Source organism: Clostridium brassicae, from assembly GCF_026738875.1.
Taxonomy (GTDB): domain Bacteria; phylum Bacillota; class Clostridia; order Clostridiales; family Clostridiaceae; genus Clostridium_H; species Clostridium_H brassicae.
Genome location: NZ_JAPQFJ010000009.1, coordinates 18,528 through 38,828 on the forward strand (window position 1 = coordinate 18,528; position 20,301 = coordinate 38,828).

18 protein-coding genes and 2 other annotated features are annotated in these 20,301 nt (G+C 27.7%); of the genes, 12 read left to right on the forward strand and 6 right to left on the reverse strand.

Annotated elements, in window-relative coordinates; all coding sequences use genetic code 11:
- Positions 1-128 precede the first annotated feature (128 nt).
- Positions 129-356 (forward strand): hypothetical protein, encoded by a 228-nt coding sequence (locus OW729_RS09870; RefSeq protein WP_268061334.1) that lies wholly within the window; start codon positions 129-131, stop codon positions 354-356.
- 35 nt (positions 357-391) lie between these two features.
- On the opposite strand, the gene OW729_RS09875 is transcribed toward OW729_RS09870, so the two are convergent.
- Together OW729_RS09875 and yidA are read right to left on the reverse strand one after the other, a co-directional pair.
- Complete coding sequence (locus OW729_RS09875; protein ID WP_268061335.1) at positions 392-1,288, reverse strand: Cof-type HAD-IIB family hydrolase; 897 nt, start codon at positions 1,286-1,288, stop codon at positions 392-394.
- A gap of 65 nt (positions 1,289-1,353) precedes the next feature.
- Positions 1,354-2,205 carry a sugar-phosphatase gene (yidA, locus tag OW729_RS09880; protein ID WP_268061336.1) on the reverse strand — a complete coding sequence of 284 codons (852 nt, stop codon included), beginning with the start codon at positions 2,203-2,205 and terminating at the stop codon, positions 1,354-1,356.
- 281 nt (positions 2,206-2,486) lie between these two features.
- On the opposite strand from yidA, the gene OW729_RS09885 reads away from it, so the two are divergent.
- Positions 2,487-4,082 carry a peptide chain release factor 3 gene (locus OW729_RS09885; protein WP_268061337.1) on the forward strand — a complete coding sequence of 532 codons (1,596 nt, stop codon included), beginning with the start codon at positions 2,487-2,489 and terminating at the stop codon, positions 4,080-4,082.
- A gap of 147 nt (positions 4,083-4,229) precedes the next feature.
- On the opposite strand, the gene OW729_RS09890 is transcribed toward OW729_RS09885, so the two are convergent.
- A complete protein-coding gene (locus OW729_RS09890; RefSeq protein WP_268061338.1) occupies positions 4,230-4,385 on the reverse strand; it encodes a DUF5670 family protein in 156 nt (51 codons plus the stop codon).
- Positions 4,386-4,672: 287 nt separating this feature from the next.
- On the opposite strand from OW729_RS09890, the gene OW729_RS09895 reads away from it, so the two are divergent.
- From OW729_RS09895 to OW729_RS09930, 8 genes are all read left to right on the forward strand, one after another.
- Positions 4,673-5,248 (forward strand): ECF transporter S component, encoded by a 576-nt coding sequence (locus tag OW729_RS09895; protein ID WP_268061339.1) that lies wholly within the window; start codon positions 4,673-4,675, stop codon positions 5,246-5,248.
- 435 nt (positions 5,249-5,683) lie between these two features.
- On the forward strand, positions 5,684-6,781 hold the full coding sequence (locus tag OW729_RS09900; protein WP_268061340.1) for a sensor domain-containing diguanylate cyclase: 1,098 nt from the start codon (positions 5,684-5,686) through the stop codon (positions 6,779-6,781).
- Positions 6,782-7,026: 245 nt separating this feature from the next.
- Entirely contained in the window at positions 7,027-8,175 is a 1,149-nt protein-coding gene (locus OW729_RS09905) for an AlbA family DNA-binding domain-containing protein (protein WP_268061341.1), read from the forward strand.
- A gap of 97 nt (positions 8,176-8,272) precedes the next feature.
- Positions 8,273-8,683 carry a hypothetical protein gene (locus OW729_RS09910; RefSeq protein WP_268061342.1) on the forward strand — a complete coding sequence of 137 codons (411 nt, stop codon included), beginning with the start codon at positions 8,273-8,275 and terminating at the stop codon, positions 8,681-8,683.
- Between the two features lie 139 nt (positions 8,684-8,822).
- Positions 8,823-9,042 (forward strand) — a binding site (T-box leader).
- 175 nt (positions 9,043-9,217) lie between these two features.
- The gene (gene tyrS / locus OW729_RS09915) at positions 9,218-10,438 is read left to right on the forward strand and encodes a tyrosine--tRNA ligase (protein ID WP_268061343.1); all 1,221 of its coding nucleotides are present in this window, start codon (positions 9,218-9,220) and stop codon (positions 10,436-10,438) included.
- Between the two features lie 300 nt (positions 10,439-10,738).
- Entirely contained in the window at positions 10,739-12,406 is a 1,668-nt protein-coding gene (locus OW729_RS09920; protein ID WP_268061344.1) for a hypothetical protein, read from the forward strand.
- A gap of 19 nt (positions 12,407-12,425) precedes the next feature.
- Complete coding sequence (locus OW729_RS09925; protein WP_268061345.1) at positions 12,426-12,704, forward strand: EscU/YscU/HrcU family type III secretion system export apparatus switch protein; 279 nt, start codon at positions 12,426-12,428, stop codon at positions 12,702-12,704.
- Between the two features lie 5 nt (positions 12,705-12,709).
- A complete protein-coding gene (locus tag OW729_RS09930; protein ID WP_268061346.1) occupies positions 12,710-13,396 on the forward strand; it encodes a metallophosphoesterase in 687 nt (228 codons plus the stop codon).
- A gap of 37 nt (positions 13,397-13,433) precedes the next feature.
- On the opposite strand, the gene OW729_RS09935 is transcribed toward OW729_RS09930, so the two are convergent.
- Positions 13,434-14,303, reverse strand: coding sequence for a DUF2225 domain-containing protein (locus tag OW729_RS09935; RefSeq protein WP_268061347.1), 870 nt, complete (start codon positions 14,301-14,303; stop codon positions 13,434-13,436).
- Positions 14,304-14,455: 152 nt separating this feature from the next.
- On the opposite strand from OW729_RS09935, the gene OW729_RS09940 reads away from it, so the two are divergent.
- Positions 14,456-15,244: a GTP pyrophosphokinase gene (locus OW729_RS09940; protein WP_268061348.1), complete on the forward strand. Its 789-nt coding sequence runs from the start codon at positions 14,456-14,458 to the stop codon at positions 15,242-15,244.
- Positions 15,245-15,324: 80 nt separating this feature from the next.
- On the opposite strand, the gene leuS is transcribed toward OW729_RS09940, so the two are convergent.
- Both leuS and OW729_RS09950 read right to left on the reverse strand, forming a co-directional pair.
- Positions 15,325-17,778 carry a leucine--tRNA ligase gene (leuS, locus tag OW729_RS09945; protein ID WP_268061349.1) on the reverse strand — a complete coding sequence of 818 codons (2,454 nt, stop codon included), beginning with the start codon at positions 17,776-17,778 and terminating at the stop codon, positions 15,325-15,327.
- Positions 17,779-17,872: 94 nt separating this feature from the next.
- Positions 17,873-18,070: a binding site (T-box leader), on the reverse strand.
- Positions 18,071-18,124: 54 nt separating this feature from the next.
- Positions 18,125-18,526: a rhodanese-like domain-containing protein gene (locus OW729_RS09950; protein WP_268061350.1), complete on the reverse strand. Its 402-nt coding sequence runs from the start codon at positions 18,524-18,526 to the stop codon at positions 18,125-18,127.
- Between the two features lie 394 nt (positions 18,527-18,920).
- Here OW729_RS09950 and rpsA point away from each other — a divergent pair, with 394 nt between their 5' ends.
- The gene (gene rpsA, locus OW729_RS09955; RefSeq protein WP_268061351.1) at positions 18,921-20,084 is read left to right on the forward strand and encodes a 30S ribosomal protein S1; all 1,164 of its coding nucleotides are present in this window, start codon (positions 18,921-18,923) and stop codon (positions 20,082-20,084) included.
- Positions 20,085-20,301: the final 217 nt, after the last annotated feature.

Sequence of the window (20,301 nt, forward strand, 5' to 3'; positions counted from 1 at the left end):
TATATAATTTTATTAATTTATAAATTGTTGAAGAGATACCATTGAAAAAATCATTTAAAAATCTATAATTATTTTATTATTTAGTGGAATACTATGAAGGATTGATAATATAGGAGGTACTAATTATTATGAAAAAAAACAAACAAAGAAATTCTAATGAACTAAATCAAAATTCAAGTTTATATGGACCTAATGAAAGGGGGTATTTAGAAGAAAAACCTAAAATTATAAAAGCACATTCTCAGGTAGATTATACAGAACTTCCTGATCCTGTGAGAGATCCTATTGTTTCAAATGATATATCTAATGCAGAATTTGATTATACATACAATGGAGGAGATGATATTTTAGGATAATGTTGTATTTTACAACATTATCCTTATAATGAATCTTATTCTTGTAGTATAAACTTATTTATAACATGAGCGACTCCATCTTCTTCATTTGAAAGAGTTACATAATCAGCAATACTTTTTACTTCTGGAAATGCATTCCCCATGGCAACACCTAAACCGGCATATTGTAACATGTGAATGTCATTTCCTGAGTCTCCTATGCATATAATATCTTCTTTTTTTATACCGAGTTTTTCTGCAAGAGAAGCTACGCCTGTTCCTTTATTTACGTTTTTATTTAATATTTCTAATGTATTTGAAGTAGGTTTTAGTACAGTGAATTTTTTATACAATTCTTTAGGCAGGTTTTCTTTATTAGAAAACAGACTATCATTTTTATTGGATAAACTAATATTTTGTAAGTCATATTTAAGATCTACTTTTTTATATTTTAGTATATTTTTCAGCCTATTTATAAAGCTCTCAGTTTCATTAATGAAAGCAATTCTATTTATAGGGATACTCTCATCTAAATTTTCAAAATCAACTACTTTTACAGGCATATTTGTCATATAGGCTTCAACTTCAGTAGTGAAATTAAAGGATGGAGTTAGAAAATTGTTATGAGTTACGGCATTCAAATTTATATTTAATTCCTTTGAAAGGTTATATAGATAATTAACTTCATCAAAAGATAAGTTGTTTTCAGATATTATTTCTCCAGAAGCGCATTGAACTAATGCTCCACTGCAAGATACAATATAAGTGTTTTTATTGTTTAAGTCTAAAAAGTTTAGTGCTTCGCTAACACCTTGAACAGGCCTTCCTGTAGATAAAACAATCTTAACACCTTTTTCTTTAGCTTTTTGTATTGCTTCATAGGTTACATGAGATATACTTTTATCTTTTCGTAATAATGTACCGTCCATATCGATAGCTATCATTCTATACATTTTTTACCTCCCCACATAGAATATTCCCATTTTAATAGAGATACTATTTTATGTTTTGTTTGAAATTATATAGCTTGAGTGTTCTCAATTTCATCATCTATAAAAAAAGATAAATCATTTAATATAAATTTATCTATAACATGTGCAACGCCATTTTCTTCATTACTACAAGTGATATAGTTAGCAGATTTTTTTGTTTCAGGGAAAGCATTTCCCATAGCTACGCCTAAACCAGCATATTTAATCATATGAATATCGTTACCAGCATCCCCAATACATATAACTTCATTTTGGTTTATTCCTAAGCTTTCAGCAAGAATTTTTACTCCAGCACCTTTATTTACTTCTTTATCTAAGAATTCTAAAAAATAAGGAGCGCTTTTTACTATTGTATATTTTTCATATACTTCTTTAGGGAGATTATCAATAACTTTAGAAAGTTTATCTGGTTCATCTACAAACATTACCTTTACTATTTGTGCAGATGGATCTAAGTTATAGAAATCTATTTCTTCAAAGTCAATACCATTTATAGAAATTTCTACTTCTGTATATTTACTTAACTTAGGAGAAATACATGAATTATAAGTTAAAGCATGTATATTAACATCAAGTTTTTTGCTTAAATCATAAAGATAATGAATATCATTATGAGTTAGTATTTTGCTATAAAGTACTTTATCAGTGCCTGTATTTACAACTAAAGAACCATTATAAGTTACACAATAATCTTCATTTGAAAGCAAATCTAATTTTTTTAAATATTTTTCTATTCCTTTTTTAGGTCTTCCAGTAGATAATACTACTTTTACGCCTTTATCTTTAGCTTTTTTTATAGCATTTAAATTTTCTTCTGATATGGTTTTGTCATTTCTTAATAAAGTTCCATCCATATCTAGTGCAATTAATTTATACATATAAACCCTCCGATTTTGTTAATATATAATAATGAATATAAAATTTATTTTAAAATAGTAAGATCAAAAGATCTATTAAAAGATTACATTAATATATTACATCAAAATTATATTTTATCATAAATATAATTTTCATGTAATAAGTATATTGAAATTTAGTAGTTATAAATGAGGATTTATTTTATTGAAATAAATGATATATTTATGTTTGACAGTTAATTATAATAAAGTTAAAATCATAATGGAAAGTTTAAATTTATAACTGGAAAGAGGAGAAACTAGTGGCAGATTTTATTAATGAGATAAAAAGAAGGAGAACCTTTGCTATAATTTCTCACCCGGATGCAGGTAAGACTACACTTACAGAAAAACTCTTATTATATGGAGGAGCTATTAGAGAAGCTGGTTCTGTAAAGGCTAGAAGAGCATCAAAGCATGCTGTATCTGACTGGATGGAAATAGAAAAACAAAGAGGTATTTCTGTTACATCTTCTGTGCTTCAATTTAAATATGCAAATCACTGTATAAATATATTAGATACTCCTGGACATCAGGATTTCAGTGAGGATACTTATAGAACTTTAATGGCTGCTGATAGTGCAGTTATGGTTTTAGATGGAGCTAGGGGTGTAGAAAATCAGACAAGAAAATTGTTTCATGTATGTAGTTTAAGAGAAATTCCTATTTTTACTTTTGTAAATAAATTAGATAGGGAAACTAAAGATCCTTTTGAATTAATGGAAGAATTAGAAAGTGAGCTTGGAATAAAATCATATCCTATGAATTGGCCTATAGGTTGTGGAGCTCATTTTAAAGGAGTATATGATAGAGAGAAAAAACAAATATTATTTTTTGAAGGCGGAAATCACGGACAAAGTCAGGTAAATATTGTAGAGGTCTCTTTAGAAGATGAGAAAACTGAAGAATTATTAGGTGAAGATTTATATGAAAAATTGCTTATGGAAATAGAACTTTTAGATGAAGCTGGCGAAGAATTCGATATGGAAAAGATAAGTAATGGAGAATTAACACCAGTATTTTTTGGTAGTGCTTTAACTAATTTTGGGGTAGAACCATTTTTAGAAAAGTTTTTAAAGCTTACATCATCTCCACTTCCAAGAAACTCAGATAAAGGTAAAATTGATGTTTTCAATGAAGAATTTTCAGCTTTTGTTTTTAAAATTCAAGCGAATATGAATAAAGCACATAGAGATAGAGTTGCTTTTATGAGAATTTGTTCAGGTAAGTTTGAAAAAGGTATGGATGTATATCATGTACAACAAGGGAAGAAAATTAAGCTATCTCAACCACAACAATTCTTAGCAGAAGATAGAGAGATAGTTGAAGAAGCATATGCAGGTGATATTATTGGTGTATTTGATCCAGGTGTTTTTGGAATAGGAGATACTTTATGTCCTAATTCTAATAAGTTTAGATTTGAAGGTATACCAAGTTTTGCTCCAGAACATTTTGCAAGAGTAAGAACAGTAGATACTATGAAAAGAAAGCAATTTATAAAAGGTGTAACTCAAATTGCTCAAGAAGGAGCTATTCAGGTATTTAAGGAACTTCATATAGGAGTAGAGGAGATAGTTGTTGGTGTGGTTGGTGTACTTCAATTTGAAGTTTTAGAATACAGATTAAAAAATGAATATAATGTTGATATAAAAATAGAAAGATTACCTTTCAAAAATATTAGATGGATTGAAAAAACTGAAATAAAACCAGAAAAATTGAATTTAACAAGTGATACTAAAGCGGTAACTGATTTGAAGGATAATTCATTATTATTATTTACTAGTGACTGGGGCATTAATTGGGCTCTTGAACATAATAAAGGACTTGTTTTATCTGATATAGGTAAAAGCGAAGAATAGAACTATAAAAACCTGTGTAGAAATTACACAGGTTTTTATAGTTTTATCGGATGATAAGAGTGTACAATATAAAACTACATAAGTATATACAAATATAATTATTTACTGATTCGAGAAAATTACCAAGTAATTATTATAATCGATGGACTACATAGATTTTTTTTTAGTAAATAAGGCATCTAATATAAAGACTATGGCAGCGAAAACAAGCAAGAAGTTTATTAAAGCTCCTCCAATGCTGAATATTAAAGCAATTAACCAAAATAAAATTACAAATCCACCTAACCATCTAAGAAAATTCATATTAATACCTCCTGTTATACTTATACTAATTTAGTATTAACTAAAATTAATTTTATTATTTAAGAGTTGATTTGTATAATTTAAAATTTGTATCCATACATTTGCTCAAAATTTGTATTTAAATATAATTATATATAAGGATTATTTTTAAATAAATTTACCTATATAAAGTTTTAAGAAAATTAAAAACTTACTAATTTAAAACATATAATTAGATTAATAAGTAATAATTGTTACATGTTTAAAAACTGAAATTAATAATTGCTTAATTTAAGAGGAGGAGAGTTATGGAGGGACACAGCAAAAATGTAACGGTTGGTTTTAAGGGAACAAGAGGTGTTATACAAATAGGTATAATGGCTGCTATAACTTATGTTGCTACATTTATGTTTCATATTCCGTCTTTTATGGGAGTAGTACATTTAGGAGATTGCATGGTATTTTTAGGAGCTATAGTATTAGGAAAGAAAAAAGGAGCTATTTCCGCTGCTATAGGGATGTCTCTGTTTGATATTTTGACAGGATATACTCAGTGGGCACCTTTTACTTTCATCATAAAAGGATTAATGGCATATATTGCTGCAAGTATTGCTTATAGAAAAAGTTACAAAGGAGAAAATGTATGGAATAACTTGTTAGCTTTTTGTATAGCAGGAATATTTATGATAGTAGCATATTATATTAGTGGAGCAGTTATAGCTAGATTTCTTATGGTTAGTACAGCTACTTTACAACAAGCATTTATTATAGCTATAAAAGATATACCAGGAAATATCTCTCAAGCTACTGCAGGAATAGTAATAGGTTTACCTTTAAGTATAAGTGTAAAGAAAGCTTTAAAAAGAGCAAATTTAAACTTATAATTTAATTTTAATAAAAAGATATGTCTTAAGAAACTATTTGTATTTATTTTGTAATAATATAAAAAGAATTAATTTGTGTTAAGTAGAGTACTAATTGAGGTATAATTAGATTAATAAAGATACAGAATATGCGGTATGATATATAGCCTAATATTTTGTATCTTTATTTGTGTTATATGTGTTATATAAATAAATATTATTTAAATGTAAGGAGTTAATTAAAGTAACCTATTAAGAATTTATTAAGAATTAAATATAAATTATTCTATATAAATAATTGTGGAAATACATTATAATAATAATTGAGTGTAGATAAATCTACTGGAGGAAATTTATATTTTGGTGTAGAATGTTATATGTATTTTAATTTTCAAATTAAGCTTTTGTTAAAGCAGAACTATAGTTATAAATGAATCTAGAGGAAAGTGATAATGTATGGATGTGTATGATACTGTTTGTGACAATATAAGCTATAAGGAAAAGTATTTAAGATTGAGGAGTGAGTTCGAGACATATCAAAATTTTGCTGAAAGTACGATTCAAATTATGAGTGAGAAGAACTCAAATTTAGAAAAAAAGCTGGATTCAATGACAAATATAGTTGAGATTAGTAAGTATATAAATTCTTATTTAAGTGATAAAAACTTAATTCCAATGATAAATGATATGATATTAGGAATACTGGGAGCAACATACTCTTCAATATATATAATGGAAGACAGTAAATTATCAATAAAGGCAACTAATTATAAATATAAAAAAGCTAACTTGTGTACAGAAGAATGTTACAAGGAATTAGTAAATGGAAATCCATTTATTATAAATTCAAAAACTCCTTTATTTTCCCAAGGTTTAAAAACTAATGAAATACATTCTATGATAGGAGTACCTATAGATTTAAGAGAAAAATTCATAGGCTATATTATAGTTGAACATGAGTTGAACAATTTTTTTGGATATGATCATATAAAGTTTATATATACTATAGCTAATCAAATAGCTATAGCATTAGAAAATAATGCACTATATAATCAAATAAGGGAAAATTCAATAAGGGATCCATTGTTAGGAATATATAATAGAAAATATTTTTTTGATAATATAGAGGGTAAAATAAACAGAAATCAAAAAAGAAATTTTGCTATAGTTATGATGGACATAGACAATTTTAAGGATGCTAATGATTCATATGGACATCAATTTGGAGATATTGTATTAAAAGGAACGACACAAATTATACAAGATAACATAGATAAACATGATATTATTGCGAGATATGGTGGAGAAGAGATTGTAATATATATAAAGGATGCATTCGATTCTAAAGATGTGTATAGTAAAATTAATAATATAAGAAGTAAGATAAGTAACAATAAAATTAATTATGGAAAAGTAAGTGATAAAATTACTGCAAGTTTTGGAATAAGTTATTATCCTAAAGATGGCAATACACTGCAAGATGTTATAAGTGTAGCAGATGCTAGATTATATGTTGCTAAGAAAACAGGAAAAAATAAAGTTATAGATAAGTAAAGACGATGTTCATTTCATCGTCTTTTTGAATAGTATAGTATAAACAGGACTTTTGGTTTCAGGAGGAGTTTTTGTCTATATGAAAGTTATTAACAGAATTTTTAGGAGTTTTACTTATTAGAAGTTGTTATCTTTTATGAGAAATCGTTATCCAGGGTGGTGCCATTCTTTACTTCCACTTAAAAAATATCGTAGTAAAGAATGCTTAGATATCGGATAAAGAGGGGAGTGAGAAAAAAGTATTTATGAATAAGAAAAAATTTTTAAGTCTTCTTAAAAAAAATGAAGGTGTAAAGTTAGACTTTAAAAGGGAAATAGATCTAAGTATAGAAAGTGGTAGAAAAGAATTTGCAAAGGATGTTTGTGCAATAGCAAATTCTAGAGGGGGAAGAGGATACCTTATTATAGGAATTGAGGATAAAAGTAAAAAGGTTGTAGGAATTTCTGAACTATGTTTTACAGAAGAACAAATACAACAAATTATAAGTTCTCGATGTGAGCCACCTATTCCAATCTCTTTAGAATTTATAAACTATCAGAATAAGAGACTGGCAATAATAACTATTTATCAGAGTAATCAAAAGCCTTATCAGTTTAGGGAAAATGGTGCTTTTTATATTAGAAGAGGGTCTACTACAGATACAATGAGAAAGCAGGAATTAGTTACTTCTTTTCAAGAAAATATGAATTTAAATATAGAGCTTACACCTATGGTTAAAAGTAGAATAGAACATCTAGATTATGAGATTGTAGATAAATACTTTATGTCTCATGGAATAGAGGTAAGTGAAGAAAATAGAATTTCTTTTATGGAAAGTAGTAAGATAGTATATTTAGATGAGGAAGATAAGGAATATTATATTACTTTAGGTGGACTATTAGTGTTTTCAAGAATAAATTATTTATATTACCCTAATAATATGATTAGAATAGTAAATAAGATAAATAAATCGTTAGATGAGGTAAAGATAATACAAGGAGATTTATTATCTATGCTAGACAAGAGTGAAAAACATATTTTAGATATTTTACCATCTTATTATCCTTGTCAAGCAGTATATGAAGGTATAAAAAATGCTGTCTTATATAGAGATTACACTATTATAGATAAGGAGATAGAGGTAATTATAGATTTTAATAGTGTAAGAATTATAAGTCCTGGTATACTGATAAAAAACAGTAAAAATGAATTGGGTAATAATTATATAAAGAGAAATATGTGGATTTATGAAAAACTCATAACATTAGATGAAAATAAAAGATTTCTTCAATCGGGTAGAGGATTCTCAAGAATGAAAAAGTCTTTTAAAAATCATGGGAACGTTATATTTATAAATTCTTTAAGAGAGAATTATTTTAAAGTTATTTATCCAGGCATAACCAATTTTAAATGAATAATTTTACTATAATGTAAAAGTAATATTGAAAGAAAATTTAGAATATTATATAATTAAGTAAAGATTATTATAAAAATAAAAAGGAGTGGTTAACATGCTTCGTGTTTTTTGTGACAAGAAAGGTACAGGTAAAACTAAAGCATTGATCCAATCTGCAAATGAAAGTGTTAGAAAGGCTAAGGGTAATGTAGTTTTTATTGATGATGATGATAGACGTATGTTTCAGTTAGATAGAAAGATAAGGTTTATTTCTACAGATGATTATGAAATAAAAGATTATAGTAATTTTTATGGATTTTTGTGTGGTATTCTTTCAAAAGATTATGATATTAGCAGTGTGTATATTGACGGTCTGTTTAATATTGTAAGCTCAGATATTGAAGGTGCTGCACATTTATTTTATAATCTAGAAAAGTTATCTAGAAAACATGATATAGACTTCTATATAAATATAAATTATGAAAAGGATGCCATACCTGAATTTATCAAGAAATATGTTGCTTAGTTAACTAAAATTGAATAATAACTGCATACAAATTGTTTTAATATTTGTATGCAGTTTTTGATTTGTCAGATAAATAATATTGAATTTAGGTATTGCATTTATTAATTATTATTATATAATAGTATATAAAATGTATATGTTAAAGATAATGATGGAAAGAAGTACTTTTGTAAATCATAAAGAGAGCTAGTGGTTGCTGAAAACTAGTTGATGAGCATAAGGAAATACATTCCTGAATCGTATTCTGAAAAATTCTAGAATTTAGTAGGTTGTTACGTGTTTCTCTGCGTTATAGGGGAAGAGTGGAAATATATAATATTTCAATTTGGGTGGTACCACGGAAATTTTTCGTCCCATATATCCTTGTTTAGGATGTATGGGACTTTTATTTTATGCATTTTTTAAATTTGTAGTTTATATTTAATAATTAGGTTTTACTTTGAAAAATATTGATTTAAAGGTGTAATAAAGCAACAATTAATTAAAATATAGTTAATAGTCAATAATACATAATAATGGTTGGAGGTATGAATTATGACAAATGTATTTGATACTTTAATGGAACGTGGGTACATAAAACAAACAACTCATGAAGAAGAAATAAGAGAATTATTAGGTAAGGAAAAAGTAACATTTTATATAGGCTTTGATCCAACAGCAGATAGTCTTCATATAGGACATTTTATTGCAATGATGTTTATGTCCCATATGCAAAAGGCTGGACATAGACCGATAGCTTTAGTTGGTGGAGGAACAGTTAGAATTGGAGATCCAAGCGGTAAGACAGATATGAGAAAAATGCTTTCAAAAGAACAAATTGATCATAATGTAGCTTGCATAAAAGGACAGCTTTCAAAGTTTATAGATTTTAGTGATGAAAAAGCTATTTTGGTAGATAATGGAGATTGGCTTTTAAATCTTAACTATGTTGAATTTATAAGAGATATTGGAATACATTTTTCAGTAAACAGAATGCTTACAGCAGAATGTTTTAAGCAAAGATTAGAAAGAGGTTTATCATTTTTAGAATTTAACTATATGCTAATGCAAGGATATGATTTCTATGAATTAAATAAGAGATATGGTTGTGTAATGCAATTAGGTGGAGATGATCAGTGGTCTAACATGATTGCAGGTATGGAACTTATAAGAAGAAAAGAAAGAAAAAATGCTTATGCAATGACATGTACACTATTAACAAATAGTGAAGGACAAAAAATGGGTAAAACAGTTAATGGGGCTTTATGGTTAGATCCTGAAAAAACTTCACCGTATGAGTTTTATCAATACTGGAGAAATGTAGCCGATGCAGATGTGGAAAAATGTTTAGCATTACTTACTTTCTTACCAATGGATGAAGTTAAAAGGCTTGGTTCACTTAAGGATGCTGCAATAAATGAAGCTAAAAAAGTGTTAGCATATGAAGTTACTAAGTTAATTCATGGAGAAGAAGAAGCTAAAAAAGCTCAAGAAGCAGCAGAAGCATTATTTGGTGGTGGAGCAGATATGAGTAATGTTCCAGCTATTGAAATAACAGAAGATATGATTGGGGAAAAGCTTCTTGATATATTAGTAAATGGAAAGGTTGTTCCGTCAAAAAAAGAAGGAAGAAGATTGATAGAACAAGGTGGACTTTCTATTAATGATGAAAAAGTTGAAGATGTTAATGCTATCCTTTCACAGTCTGATTTTAAAGATGGAAATGTTCTTGTTAAAAAGGGAAAGAAGAAATATTACAAGGTAGTTATAAAATAGGTTAAAAGAAAATGCCTGTAATTAGGCATTTTCTTTTTTATCCATCAAGTAATTCTAAGTCATAGATGAAATTTGCTTAAAGATAATACTTTAATCTATATACGAGTCTTAGAATAAATTGCACAGGTGGCATAGCTATAAGAGAAAATATTTTGTATAATAAACAAGAAAAGCAAAAGGTTATTTAGATAAAGTAGTTTTTTACGATAAATAATATAATGTAAGTTTTTTATATTGATTGCGTAAATGAAGAAATTATAGACTTGATATAATATTGATGAGAATGAGAGGGGAGTAAATTTGGGTGGAATTTTAAATATAAATAGTGCTAATAATGTAGACTTAAAAAAGATGCACAAAAAATTGAGTTTTGAGATAGGAGAAAAGTTCTCTGCAAGAATTATTGATTTTGATGACCTTTCTAGTGAAATTATGTTGAAACTCTTAGATGGATGGCAATTCTCAGCACAAATAGATAAATCTTTTAAATTTACTCCAAATGCATTTTTAAGATTTCAAGTAGAGGGATATGAAGATGGTAAGTTAGTATTAAAGTTATTGGAAAATGATTCAAATGATGAGACGAAAAGTTTGTTTGAAGATATTCTAGAAAAACAAGGCATAAAAGTCAATAAAGAAGATTTTCCTCTTCTTGAAAAGATGCTTAAACATAAGATGCCTTTAACTAAAGAGAATATTTCTAATATAAAAACCCTAACTGATTTTCAAGATAAGATCATTAAAGATGCTTCTGAAGAGGATGCGTTTATTTTAAAATATCTTGATAATAAAGGTATTAACTTAAACAGTGATAGAGGACAAAATATAAAAAATATACTGAAGGGATTTTTTAGCCAATTTAAAAAATTAACATCAGAAGAATTATTTACGTTAATTGAAAATAATATTGATTTGACTGAGTCTAATATATCAAGTTTTAATAAAATAGTAAAAGAACCTATGGCTTTATATAAAGAAGTAATGGAACTTAAAGATGAAATTCCATCTAAAGAAGTTACTAAAATCAATAGTGATGGAGAAGTTTTAAATAATAAATCTTTAGATTTAGTAGATAAAGATACTAATATAGAAGACGTGAAGGTTAATCTTCGAGATAACGAGGCAAAAGTAAATAAGGAAAAAGTTAATATTGAGGACAAAAGAGGTTTATCTTCAAATGATGAGGCGGGAGCTTTAAAGGAAAACAATGAAAGCAGTAATTCTAAAAATACTAGCTCATATATTGAGAAGATTTATAATTCAGCTGAAGCAAAGGAAGCAGATGGAAAGGAAATATTAAACAAACTTTTAGGAATAGATTCAAGTGAAAAGGAAAACAATGAAAGTGTGAAGAGTTTACTTTTTAAAGATAAAGAAATAGAACATTTAAAATTACAGAATAAAAATGTTAATGATGATAGCAATAAAATCAAAGAGCAAATAAATGATAAATTAGATGAAATAAAAGATGTAATAAAACAAATTGTTAGAGAAGAACTTGATGGTAAATCGGAGGTTCTTAATAAATTAACCACTGCATTACAAAGCAAAATTAATAATTTTAAAATTTATAATTCTATTTCAAATCAATACTATTACTTAGATGTGCCAGTGAATTTAAATGAAAAAGAATACCCATGTAAACTGATTATTAAGGATGAGAGAAACAAAGGGAAAAAAATAGATTCTAGTAACGTAAAACTTGTAGCTTCAGTTAAAACAATTAATATGGGGGTTGTGGACGCTTATATAAAAGTATTTAATAAGAATTTAGATATTAAGATAAAGTGTGAGAAAGAATGGATGAAACTTATTGATACGAGTAAAAATGAAATAATTAATAAGTTAAACTCTATAGGATATATCTCTAATGTGAATGTAGAAAAGAATGTGGAGAAAGCAGATATAGTTAAATGTAGAAGTTTTTTTGAAGATGATGACTTTACAAGTATAGATACAATGGTTTAAAATAGCTGAGGTGTGAAATATGAATAAAAATGAGATGGGAAGAAAAAGAGCTGCCGCATTAAAATATGAAATGGGTTATGAGGCGCCTATAGTTACGGCTGCAGGAATGGGTTATATAGCGGACAAAATTATAGAAGAAGCTGAAAAAAGTGATATTCCAGTAGTTTATAATAAAGAACTAGCTAGTTTACTTACTAATGTAGATATTGGAAGCTGTATACCAGAAGAGTTGTATGAAGCAGTAGCAGAAATTATAGCTTATATAATGGATGTAGATAATAGGCTAGATAGGAAGTGATATGATTGGGACTTTTTGCAATATCAGATCTGCATTTATCATCTACAAATGATAAGCCAATGGATATCTTCGGAGAAAAATGGTGTAATCATGATGAAAAGATAAGACAAAATTGGATTAATAAAATACAAGAAGATGATATGGTTTTAATAGCTGGGGATATATCTTGGTCTATGAAAATGGAAGATGGGATTAAAGATCTTGAGTGGGTTCATAGTCTTCCGGGGAAAAAGATTATTTCTAAGGGGAACCATGATTATTGGTGGGGAAGTATAAAAAAGTTAAATGCCCTATATGATGATATTAATTTTGTTCAAAATAATTTTTTTGTATATGAAGATTATGCTATATGTGGAACAAGAGGATGGAATCCACCTAGCAGTGATAAATATTCTGAGCATGATAAAAAGATATATAGTAGAGAGCAAATTAGATTAAAACTTTCTTTGGAAAGTGCAGTAAAGGCTGGATATAAAAAAATTATTGTTATGATACATTTTCCACCTGTTAATGATAAGTTTGAGGAATCAGAGTTTACAAGAATTTTTAAAGAATATAATGTGGAGAAAGTTATATATGGACATTTACATGGATATTCTTTAAAAAGGGTTTATGAAGGTATTCATGAAAATGTAGAATATATAGTTACTTCTTGTGATTATATAGATTTTAATCCAATAAAAATCCTGTAAAATGAGTTAGATGATGTATAACTCATTTTACAGGATTTTATTTTCCTAATAAAGATGAAAAAAAACCTTTTTTCTTTTCAGAAGTATCTTCAGGATTAGTTAATTCTGGAGTGTTATTTTTTTGCGTTTCTTTAATTAAGTCTTTTTGATCTCTAGCAAGGTCTTTTAATCTTTTATGGATTCCAGGAGTAGTAACAACTTTACTAAACCAAATTAATGCATCATCAGTATTACCTATTCGTCTATTTAATTCTCCAATTAAATACATTGTAGCATATCTATCCATCCCATATAAGGGAAAATCTTCATTTAAATAGGCCTCGTCAAATCCTTTTACAGCTTGAGTTAGGTAATTTATTTCAGAAGTTGAATCTTCTTTTAATCTGCACATCCATGCTAACTTTAAACAATTCATAGCTTTTTTGCTGGGCTTAGATTCTATATAGTAGTAATTAAGTAGAGCGATTTTATATCGCTCTATGGCGGTATTAATGTCATAAGGAACCTTGTATTCTCTTCCTTTCCATTTATGAGATACATTTTTTTTTACTAAATCAATTTGGTAATTTCTAATTCTATTAAAATCTGACTTCATAGCAGCATAACCACAATTATTACATAACCATACATCATAAAAATAAGGATTTATTATGTTATATCTTATAAAAAAGTCTGTATCTTTAGATTTCATTCTGTAGGAAGAGGTTTTTATTGCTTTTGTTGTAAATTCAGTACCGCATACAGGACAAGTTAGTTTTTTATCATATAAACAATCTTTTTCATCAATTTCAGGTTTGTTTTTTAATGAAACATCATTTGTAGATTCATCATTTATCCTATAAAGGTCTATATCATTTATGTCATTAAATCCTAGTTTTTCTAGTCCTGAAAAAATATTTTTATTCATGCAATCACCTCTAGTAGAGTAATTATATATTAAATTATATCAAAGAAACAAACAAAAAACATTTATTTTGGTAAATAATGATTTATGTATAGTATAATTATATAGTATAATTACATATTATCAAATAGTATAGTTATGGGAGGGTGAATTGTATGGCGGTTATAGAATGGAAAAAGTTTCTCATACCATATGAGCAAGCTGTAGAAGAATTAAAAGTAAAATTTAAGAGTATAAGACGTGAATATAGAAGAAAAAATGAAAATTCACCTATTGAATTTGTAACCGGTAGAGTTAAAGAATTATCTAGCATATTAGAAAAAGCAAATAAATTTAGCATACCTCTAAATAGAATAGAATATGAGTTAGAGGATATAGCTGGTATAAGGGTAATGTGCCAATTTGTAGATGACATATATAAAGTGGTTAACCTTATCAGACAAAGAAAAGATATGCAGATATTATATGAAAAAGATTATATTACTGATGTTAAAGCCAGTGGATATAGAAGTTATCATATAATAATAAAATACCCTGTTAATATGGCAGATGGAGTTAAGGAGATATTGGCGGAATTCCAAATAAGAACATTAGCTATGAACTTTTGGGCTACTGTTGAACATTCTTTAAATTATAAGTATAAACATCAAATCCCTGATGAAATAAGGAGAAAATTAAAAAGTTCAGCTGATGCTGCATTTAAATTAGACCAAGATATGCTTGAAATAAAAGATGAGATTATGGATGCACAAAAATTATTTGAGGTAAAATCAAGTCTTGTATCAGATATAATGAATAATGTATTTACATTATTATCTGCTGGAAGAAACAAGGAAGCTGCTAATTATAGAAATCAATTAAATAAATTGATTTCTGAAGGAGAAACATATGAGCTTACTAAGCTTTTAGAAGCTACGGAAAAAAGCATTAATATGTATAAATAGAGTAAAAAAGAAGCATGAATAATATAATAAAAATATTATATTATTCATGCTTTTATTTATAAGTACTTATTAAAATGATATTATTTTGCAACAATGTTAACAAGTTTACCTTTAACAACTATTACTTTAATTATGTTCTTTCCTTCTAAGTGGTCTTTAATAGTTTTATCGTTAAGAGCTATTTCTTTTATTTCATCATCAGTAAGATTAGTAGGAATGTTTATTCTAGCTCTAATTTTTCCGCTTATTTGTATAGCTATTTCTACTTCATCCTTAATTAATGCTTTAGGATCTAATGTTGGCCATGACTCATTGAATACTGAGAAATTCTTTCCAAGGAGTTCCCATTGTTCTTCAGCAAAGTGAGGAGCAAATGGTGCTAAAAGTTTGATGTAGTCAATTAATGTTTCTTCTAAGAAAGATATATTTTTGTTGTTTTCATCATTTAGATATTTAGATAAAGAATTTGTAAACTCCATTATTCTTGCAATAGCAGTATTAAATTGTAATTTCTCAGTATCTTCTGTGACATGTTTAATAGCATAATGTCTAGCATAGTTTAATTCTTTCTCAGTTTTATCCATTGAAGTTTTAGTATTTTCTTTATTAGATATTTCTTCTCTACATTCTTGCAGAATTCTTTCAGAACGATCTACAAATCTAGCCATGGATTTTATTCCGTCATCACTCCAAGCACCGCCTTCAGTATAAGCAAATCCAAACATAAGGTACATTCTAAATACATCAGCACCAAATTCTTTAATATAATCGTCTGGAGCTATTGTATTTCCTTTTGATTTACTCATTTTTAATCCATCTGGTCCAAGTATTAATCCTTGATGAGTAAGAGAAGTAAATGGCTCATCAAATTTTAAATAACCCATATCACGAAGAGCTTTTGTTATAAATCTTGCATAAAGTAGGTGCATGCAAGCATGTTCAGGGCCTCCAACATATTTATCTACAGGAAGAAGAGAATTTACTTTATCTATATCAAAAGCTTTTTCAGTATTTTTGTTATCGACATATCTTAAATAGTACCAAGAGGAACAAACAAAAGTATCTAGTGTATCAGATTCTCTTACTGCATGACCTCCACATTTTGGACAAGTAGTATTTAAGAAATCTTCACTTTTAGATAATGGTGATTTACCATCTGGAGTAAATTCAATGTCATAAGGAAGCTCTACAGGAAGCTGACTTTCTGGTACAGGAACTATTCCACATTTATCACAATAAACAACAGGAATAGGAGCTCCCCAATATCTTTGTCTTGAAACAAGCCAATCACGAAGTCTAAAGTTAACTTTCCATCTTCCAAGACCTTTTTCTTCTAGACTTTTAACAATAGCTTCTTTAGCATCTTCAGTAGTAAGACCATCAAATTCTCCACTGTTAACTAAAACACCGTATTCTGTAAATGGAAGAGTGTCATCACTATTATTTTTACTTTTTATAACTCTTTCTATAGGTAAGTTAAATTTTGTAGCAAATTGGAAGTCACGTTCGTCATGAGCAGGAACAGCCATTACACATCCAGTCCCATAAGTTGCAAGGACATAGTCTCCAACCCAAACAGGAACTTTTTTACCATTTACAGGATTAATGGCATAAGATCCTGTAAATACACCTGTTTTTTCTCTTGTTGTTGATTGCCTTTCTATCTCCGATTGTTTTGCAGCTAGATCTTTATATTCTTCTACTTTAGCTTTATATTCGTTAGTTGTAAGATTATCAACATAAGGACTTTCAGGAGCTAAAACAACATAAGTAACTCCATTTAAAGTATCAACCCTTGTTGTAAATACATCAAAGCTTATATCAGAATTATCAATTTTAAAAGTAACTTCTGCACCTTTAGATCTTCCAATCCAGTGTTTTTGCATTGATTTAGTTTTTTCAGGCCAATCTAAAGTATCTATTTTGTCAAGTAATTCATCAGCATAATCAGTTATTTTAAAAAACCATTGAGTCAAGTCTTTTTTCTGAACTTCGGACTCACATCTTTCACAAAGTCCTTCTATAACTTGCTCATTAGCAAGAACTGTATTACAACTAGGACACCAATTAACAGGAGCTTTTTTTCTATATGCAAGGCCTTTTTCATATAATTTTAAAAATAGCCATTGAGTCCATTTATAGTAATCTGGAAAGCAAGTTACGACTTCATTTTCCCAGTTAAACATTGCTCCCATTGCTCTTAATTGTTCTTCCATATTTTTTATATTTTGCATTGTTGAATCATTGGGATGTATTCCGGTTTTTATCGCATAGTTCTCAGCTGGTAGTCCAAAAGCGTCAAATCCCATAGGTTGAAATACATTATATCCTTTCATTCTTTTAAATCTTGCCCAAGAGTCAGTAGGACCATAGTTAAACCAATGTCCTGCATGAAGTTTTGCACCTGATGGATAAGAGAACATTTCAAGTACATATAATTTTTCACCTTTAGCATTTTCATCAAATTTGTAAAGTTTAGAATCTTCCCATTTGTCTTGCCATTTTCTATCTATTGATGTTCCATAATTAGACATATGAGTTAACCTCCTTTTGTGTTTTTTATATTTTTGAGTAAGTTATATCTTAACATATGATTTTATTGAAAATAAAAAAAGCTTTCATCTCAAGATAAGAGACGAAAGCTATAATTCCGTGGTACCACTCTAATTAGGTATAGACCTCACTTTATAATATAACGGATTAACCGTATCTGTTTTTCACAGATAAGCTCAAAGGCAAGTTCATATTCTATCAATACTGTTTTCCACCTAACAACAGCTCTCTACAATTGAATCAAATATTACTACTCCTTATCAATGCAATACTAGATTTATTCTTTTGCGTCTAATTATAGATTAAATAAAGATGACTGTCAAGATATTATTTTACTAGGTCGTAAGGCCAGTTTCCTATTGAGCCAAGATTATATACGTTAGTATAACCTAAATCATCTAAGATTTTAGCAGCTCTTGAGGAACGATTACCCTTCTGACAATATACTACAATTTGTGTGGTCTTAGGTATACTTTTATCTTTAATTTGGCTTTCGAATATTTCTATAGGTATATTTATACTTGTAGGAATTTTTCCTGAATAATATTCTTGAGGACTTCTAACATCTACGATTATGACAGGAGAAGAAGTAGTAATTAAGTCTCGCACATCAGATGCAGATATGTTTTTATAAGCTTTTGCTGTATAAGGCATTATAAATCCTATAGTTAATATGAATACTACGAAAAAATTGAATGTTTTATTGGAAAAAGTCTTTTTTACATGCATGTTTTTACCTCCAAGCTAAAATTTAAGGCTTTCTTTAGTAGTCCAATGCTATGTTTTAAATTATTTTTTTAATTATACAAAATCAATAATTTACTAAAACATAGCCAAATTTAACTAAGTATAGTTTGCGTTTAAATGTGAAAGTATATACTTAAATATTAGGATATATTAATAAATTGTTGATAAGAAATCTAATAATATATTATACATACATTTTTAAGGTAATTGAGAAACTTGCATTACGTATTTGGATTTTTTAATTATGCAATTTTCTCAATTAAATATTTTAAGACCTTTATTGTAAGGTAAGGATGGAGGAATATATTGCTTTGTTATAATTTGTTATACTATAATAAGAATGATAATTAATATAACATATTAGGAGATGAGGGATATGACAAATAATAATTTAGAAGAAAAGTCTATGAGCGAAATCATGGATGAAATTGATAAATCTATGAAGCCTATCTACAGTGGAGATTTGATTGACGGAGAGGTTATATCTATAACAGATAGTGAAGTTTTAGTTAATATAGGATATATAACTGATGGAATAATAAAAAAAACTGATGTATGTGATGAAGAAGGTAATTTAAAAGAATTTTTTAAACCTGGAGATAAGATAAAGGTCTATGTGGTAAAACTAAATGATGGTGAAGGAAATGTAGTTTTATCAAAGAAAAAAGCAGATGAAATAATTGTTTGGAATGAATTAAAGAAACTATTTAATGAAGGGGCTACCTTCGAAGTTAAGGTTCATGAGATTGTTAAAGGTGGAGCAATTACTTATTTTAAAGGAGTTAGGGCCTTTATACCAGCATCTCATATGTCTAATTCCTTTGTAAAAAATTTAAATGATTATATTAATAAAATGCTAAAGGTAAAAATAATTGAGTTTGATAAAGAGAAAAATAAAATTGTTTTGTCAAGGAAAGAAGTTGAGAAGGGTGAAATAGAAATAAAAAAGAAGGATTTGTGGCAATCTCTAAAAAAAGGAGAAAAAAGAACAGGTATAGTAAGAAGACTTGTGAAATTTGGTGCTTTTGTTGATTTAGGAGGAATAGATGGTCTTATTCATAATTCAGATTTATCATGGAAAAGAGTTAATAATCCATCAGAAGTAGTATCTATAGGCGATAAAGTTGAAGTATATGTCTTAGATTTTAATAAGGAAAATGGAAAAATCTCTTTAGGATTAAAAGATGTAGAAGAAGATCCTTGGAATAGTTTAAAGTATAAGGTTCAGGATATAGTTGAAGGTAAAGTTGTAAGGTTACTAGATTTTGGTGCCGTTATAGAAATGGAAGATGGATTAGAAGGCTTGGCACATATTAGTGAGATTAGTGAAGAAAACATATCAAAACCTTCGCAAATATTAAATATAGGGGACAAGGTAAAAGTAAAAATATTAGATATAAAAGAAGATGATAGAAAAATGAGTTTAAGCATTAAAGATGCATCAAAGGGTAGTTTAGAAGACTATAGTAAATATAATGATAGTGATGAAGGAAACTTTATTTTTGCAGAGTTGCTAAAGAATTTTAAGGATAATAAATAGTAAAAACAAGTAAGTACAAGTATATTGTGCTTACTTGTTTTTGATTTTAAAAGAGATTTAGTCTCTAAAAAGAACTAATAAATATAAATAAAAATGTATAAATATTGAATTAAATGTAAAATTTATTTTGAGAAAAACATGAATAAATGTCCATACTATGTTAAAAAATAAACATTTTAAAATATTCATAATTTATTGCAAAATCATGAATAAAAAT

Excerpts from the sequence above, each read along its gene's own strand:
- OW729_RS09890 (WP_268061338.1), bottom strand. The coding sequence starts at position 4,385 with ATGAATTTTCTTAGATGGTTAGGTGGATTTGTAATTTTATTTTGGTTA.
- OW729_RS09935 (WP_268061347.1), bottom strand. The coding sequence starts at position 14,303 with ATGAATAAAAATATTTTTTCAGGACTAGAAAAACTAGGATTTAATGAC.
- yidA (WP_268061336.1), bottom strand. The coding sequence starts at position 2,205 with ATGTATAAATTAATTGCACTAGATATGGATGGAACTTTATTAAGAAAT.
- OW729_RS09895 (WP_268061339.1), top strand. The coding sequence starts at position 4,673 with ATGGAGGGACACAGCAAAAATGTAACGGTTGGTTTTAAGGGAACAAGA.
- OW729_RS09940 (WP_268061348.1), top strand. The coding sequence starts at position 14,456 with ATGGCGGTTATAGAATGGAAAAAGTTTCTCATACCATATGAGCAAGCT.
- OW729_RS09910 (WP_268061342.1), top strand. The coding sequence starts at position 8,273 with ATGCTTCGTGTTTTTTGTGACAAGAAAGGTACAGGTAAAACTAAAGCA.
- OW729_RS09870 (WP_268061334.1), top strand. The coding sequence starts at position 129 with ATGAAAAAAAACAAACAAAGAAATTCTAATGAACTAAATCAAAATTCA.
- OW729_RS09925 (WP_268061345.1), top strand. The coding sequence starts at position 12,426 with ATGAATAAAAATGAGATGGGAAGAAAAAGAGCTGCCGCATTAAAATAT.
- rpsA (WP_268061351.1), top strand. The coding sequence starts at position 18,921 with ATGACAAATAATAATTTAGAAGAAAAGTCTATGAGCGAAATCATGGAT.
- tyrS (WP_268061343.1), top strand. The coding sequence starts at position 9,218 with ATGACAAATGTATTTGATACTTTAATGGAACGTGGGTACATAAAACAA.
- OW729_RS09900 (WP_268061340.1), top strand. The coding sequence starts at position 5,684 with ATGGATGTGTATGATACTGTTTGTGACAATATAAGCTATAAGGAAAAG.
- leuS (WP_268061349.1), bottom strand. The coding sequence starts at position 17,778 with ATGTCTAATTATGGAACATCAATAGATAGAAAATGGCAAGACAAATGG.
- OW729_RS09905 (WP_268061341.1), top strand. The coding sequence starts at position 7,027 with ATGAATAAGAAAAAATTTTTAAGTCTTCTTAAAAAAAATGAAGGTGTA.
- OW729_RS09950 (WP_268061350.1), bottom strand. The coding sequence starts at position 18,526 with ATGCATGTAAAAAAGACTTTTTCCAATAAAACATTCAATTTTTTCGTA.
- OW729_RS09875 (WP_268061335.1), bottom strand. The coding sequence starts at position 1,288 with ATGTATAGAATGATAGCTATCGATATGGACGGTACATTATTACGAAAA.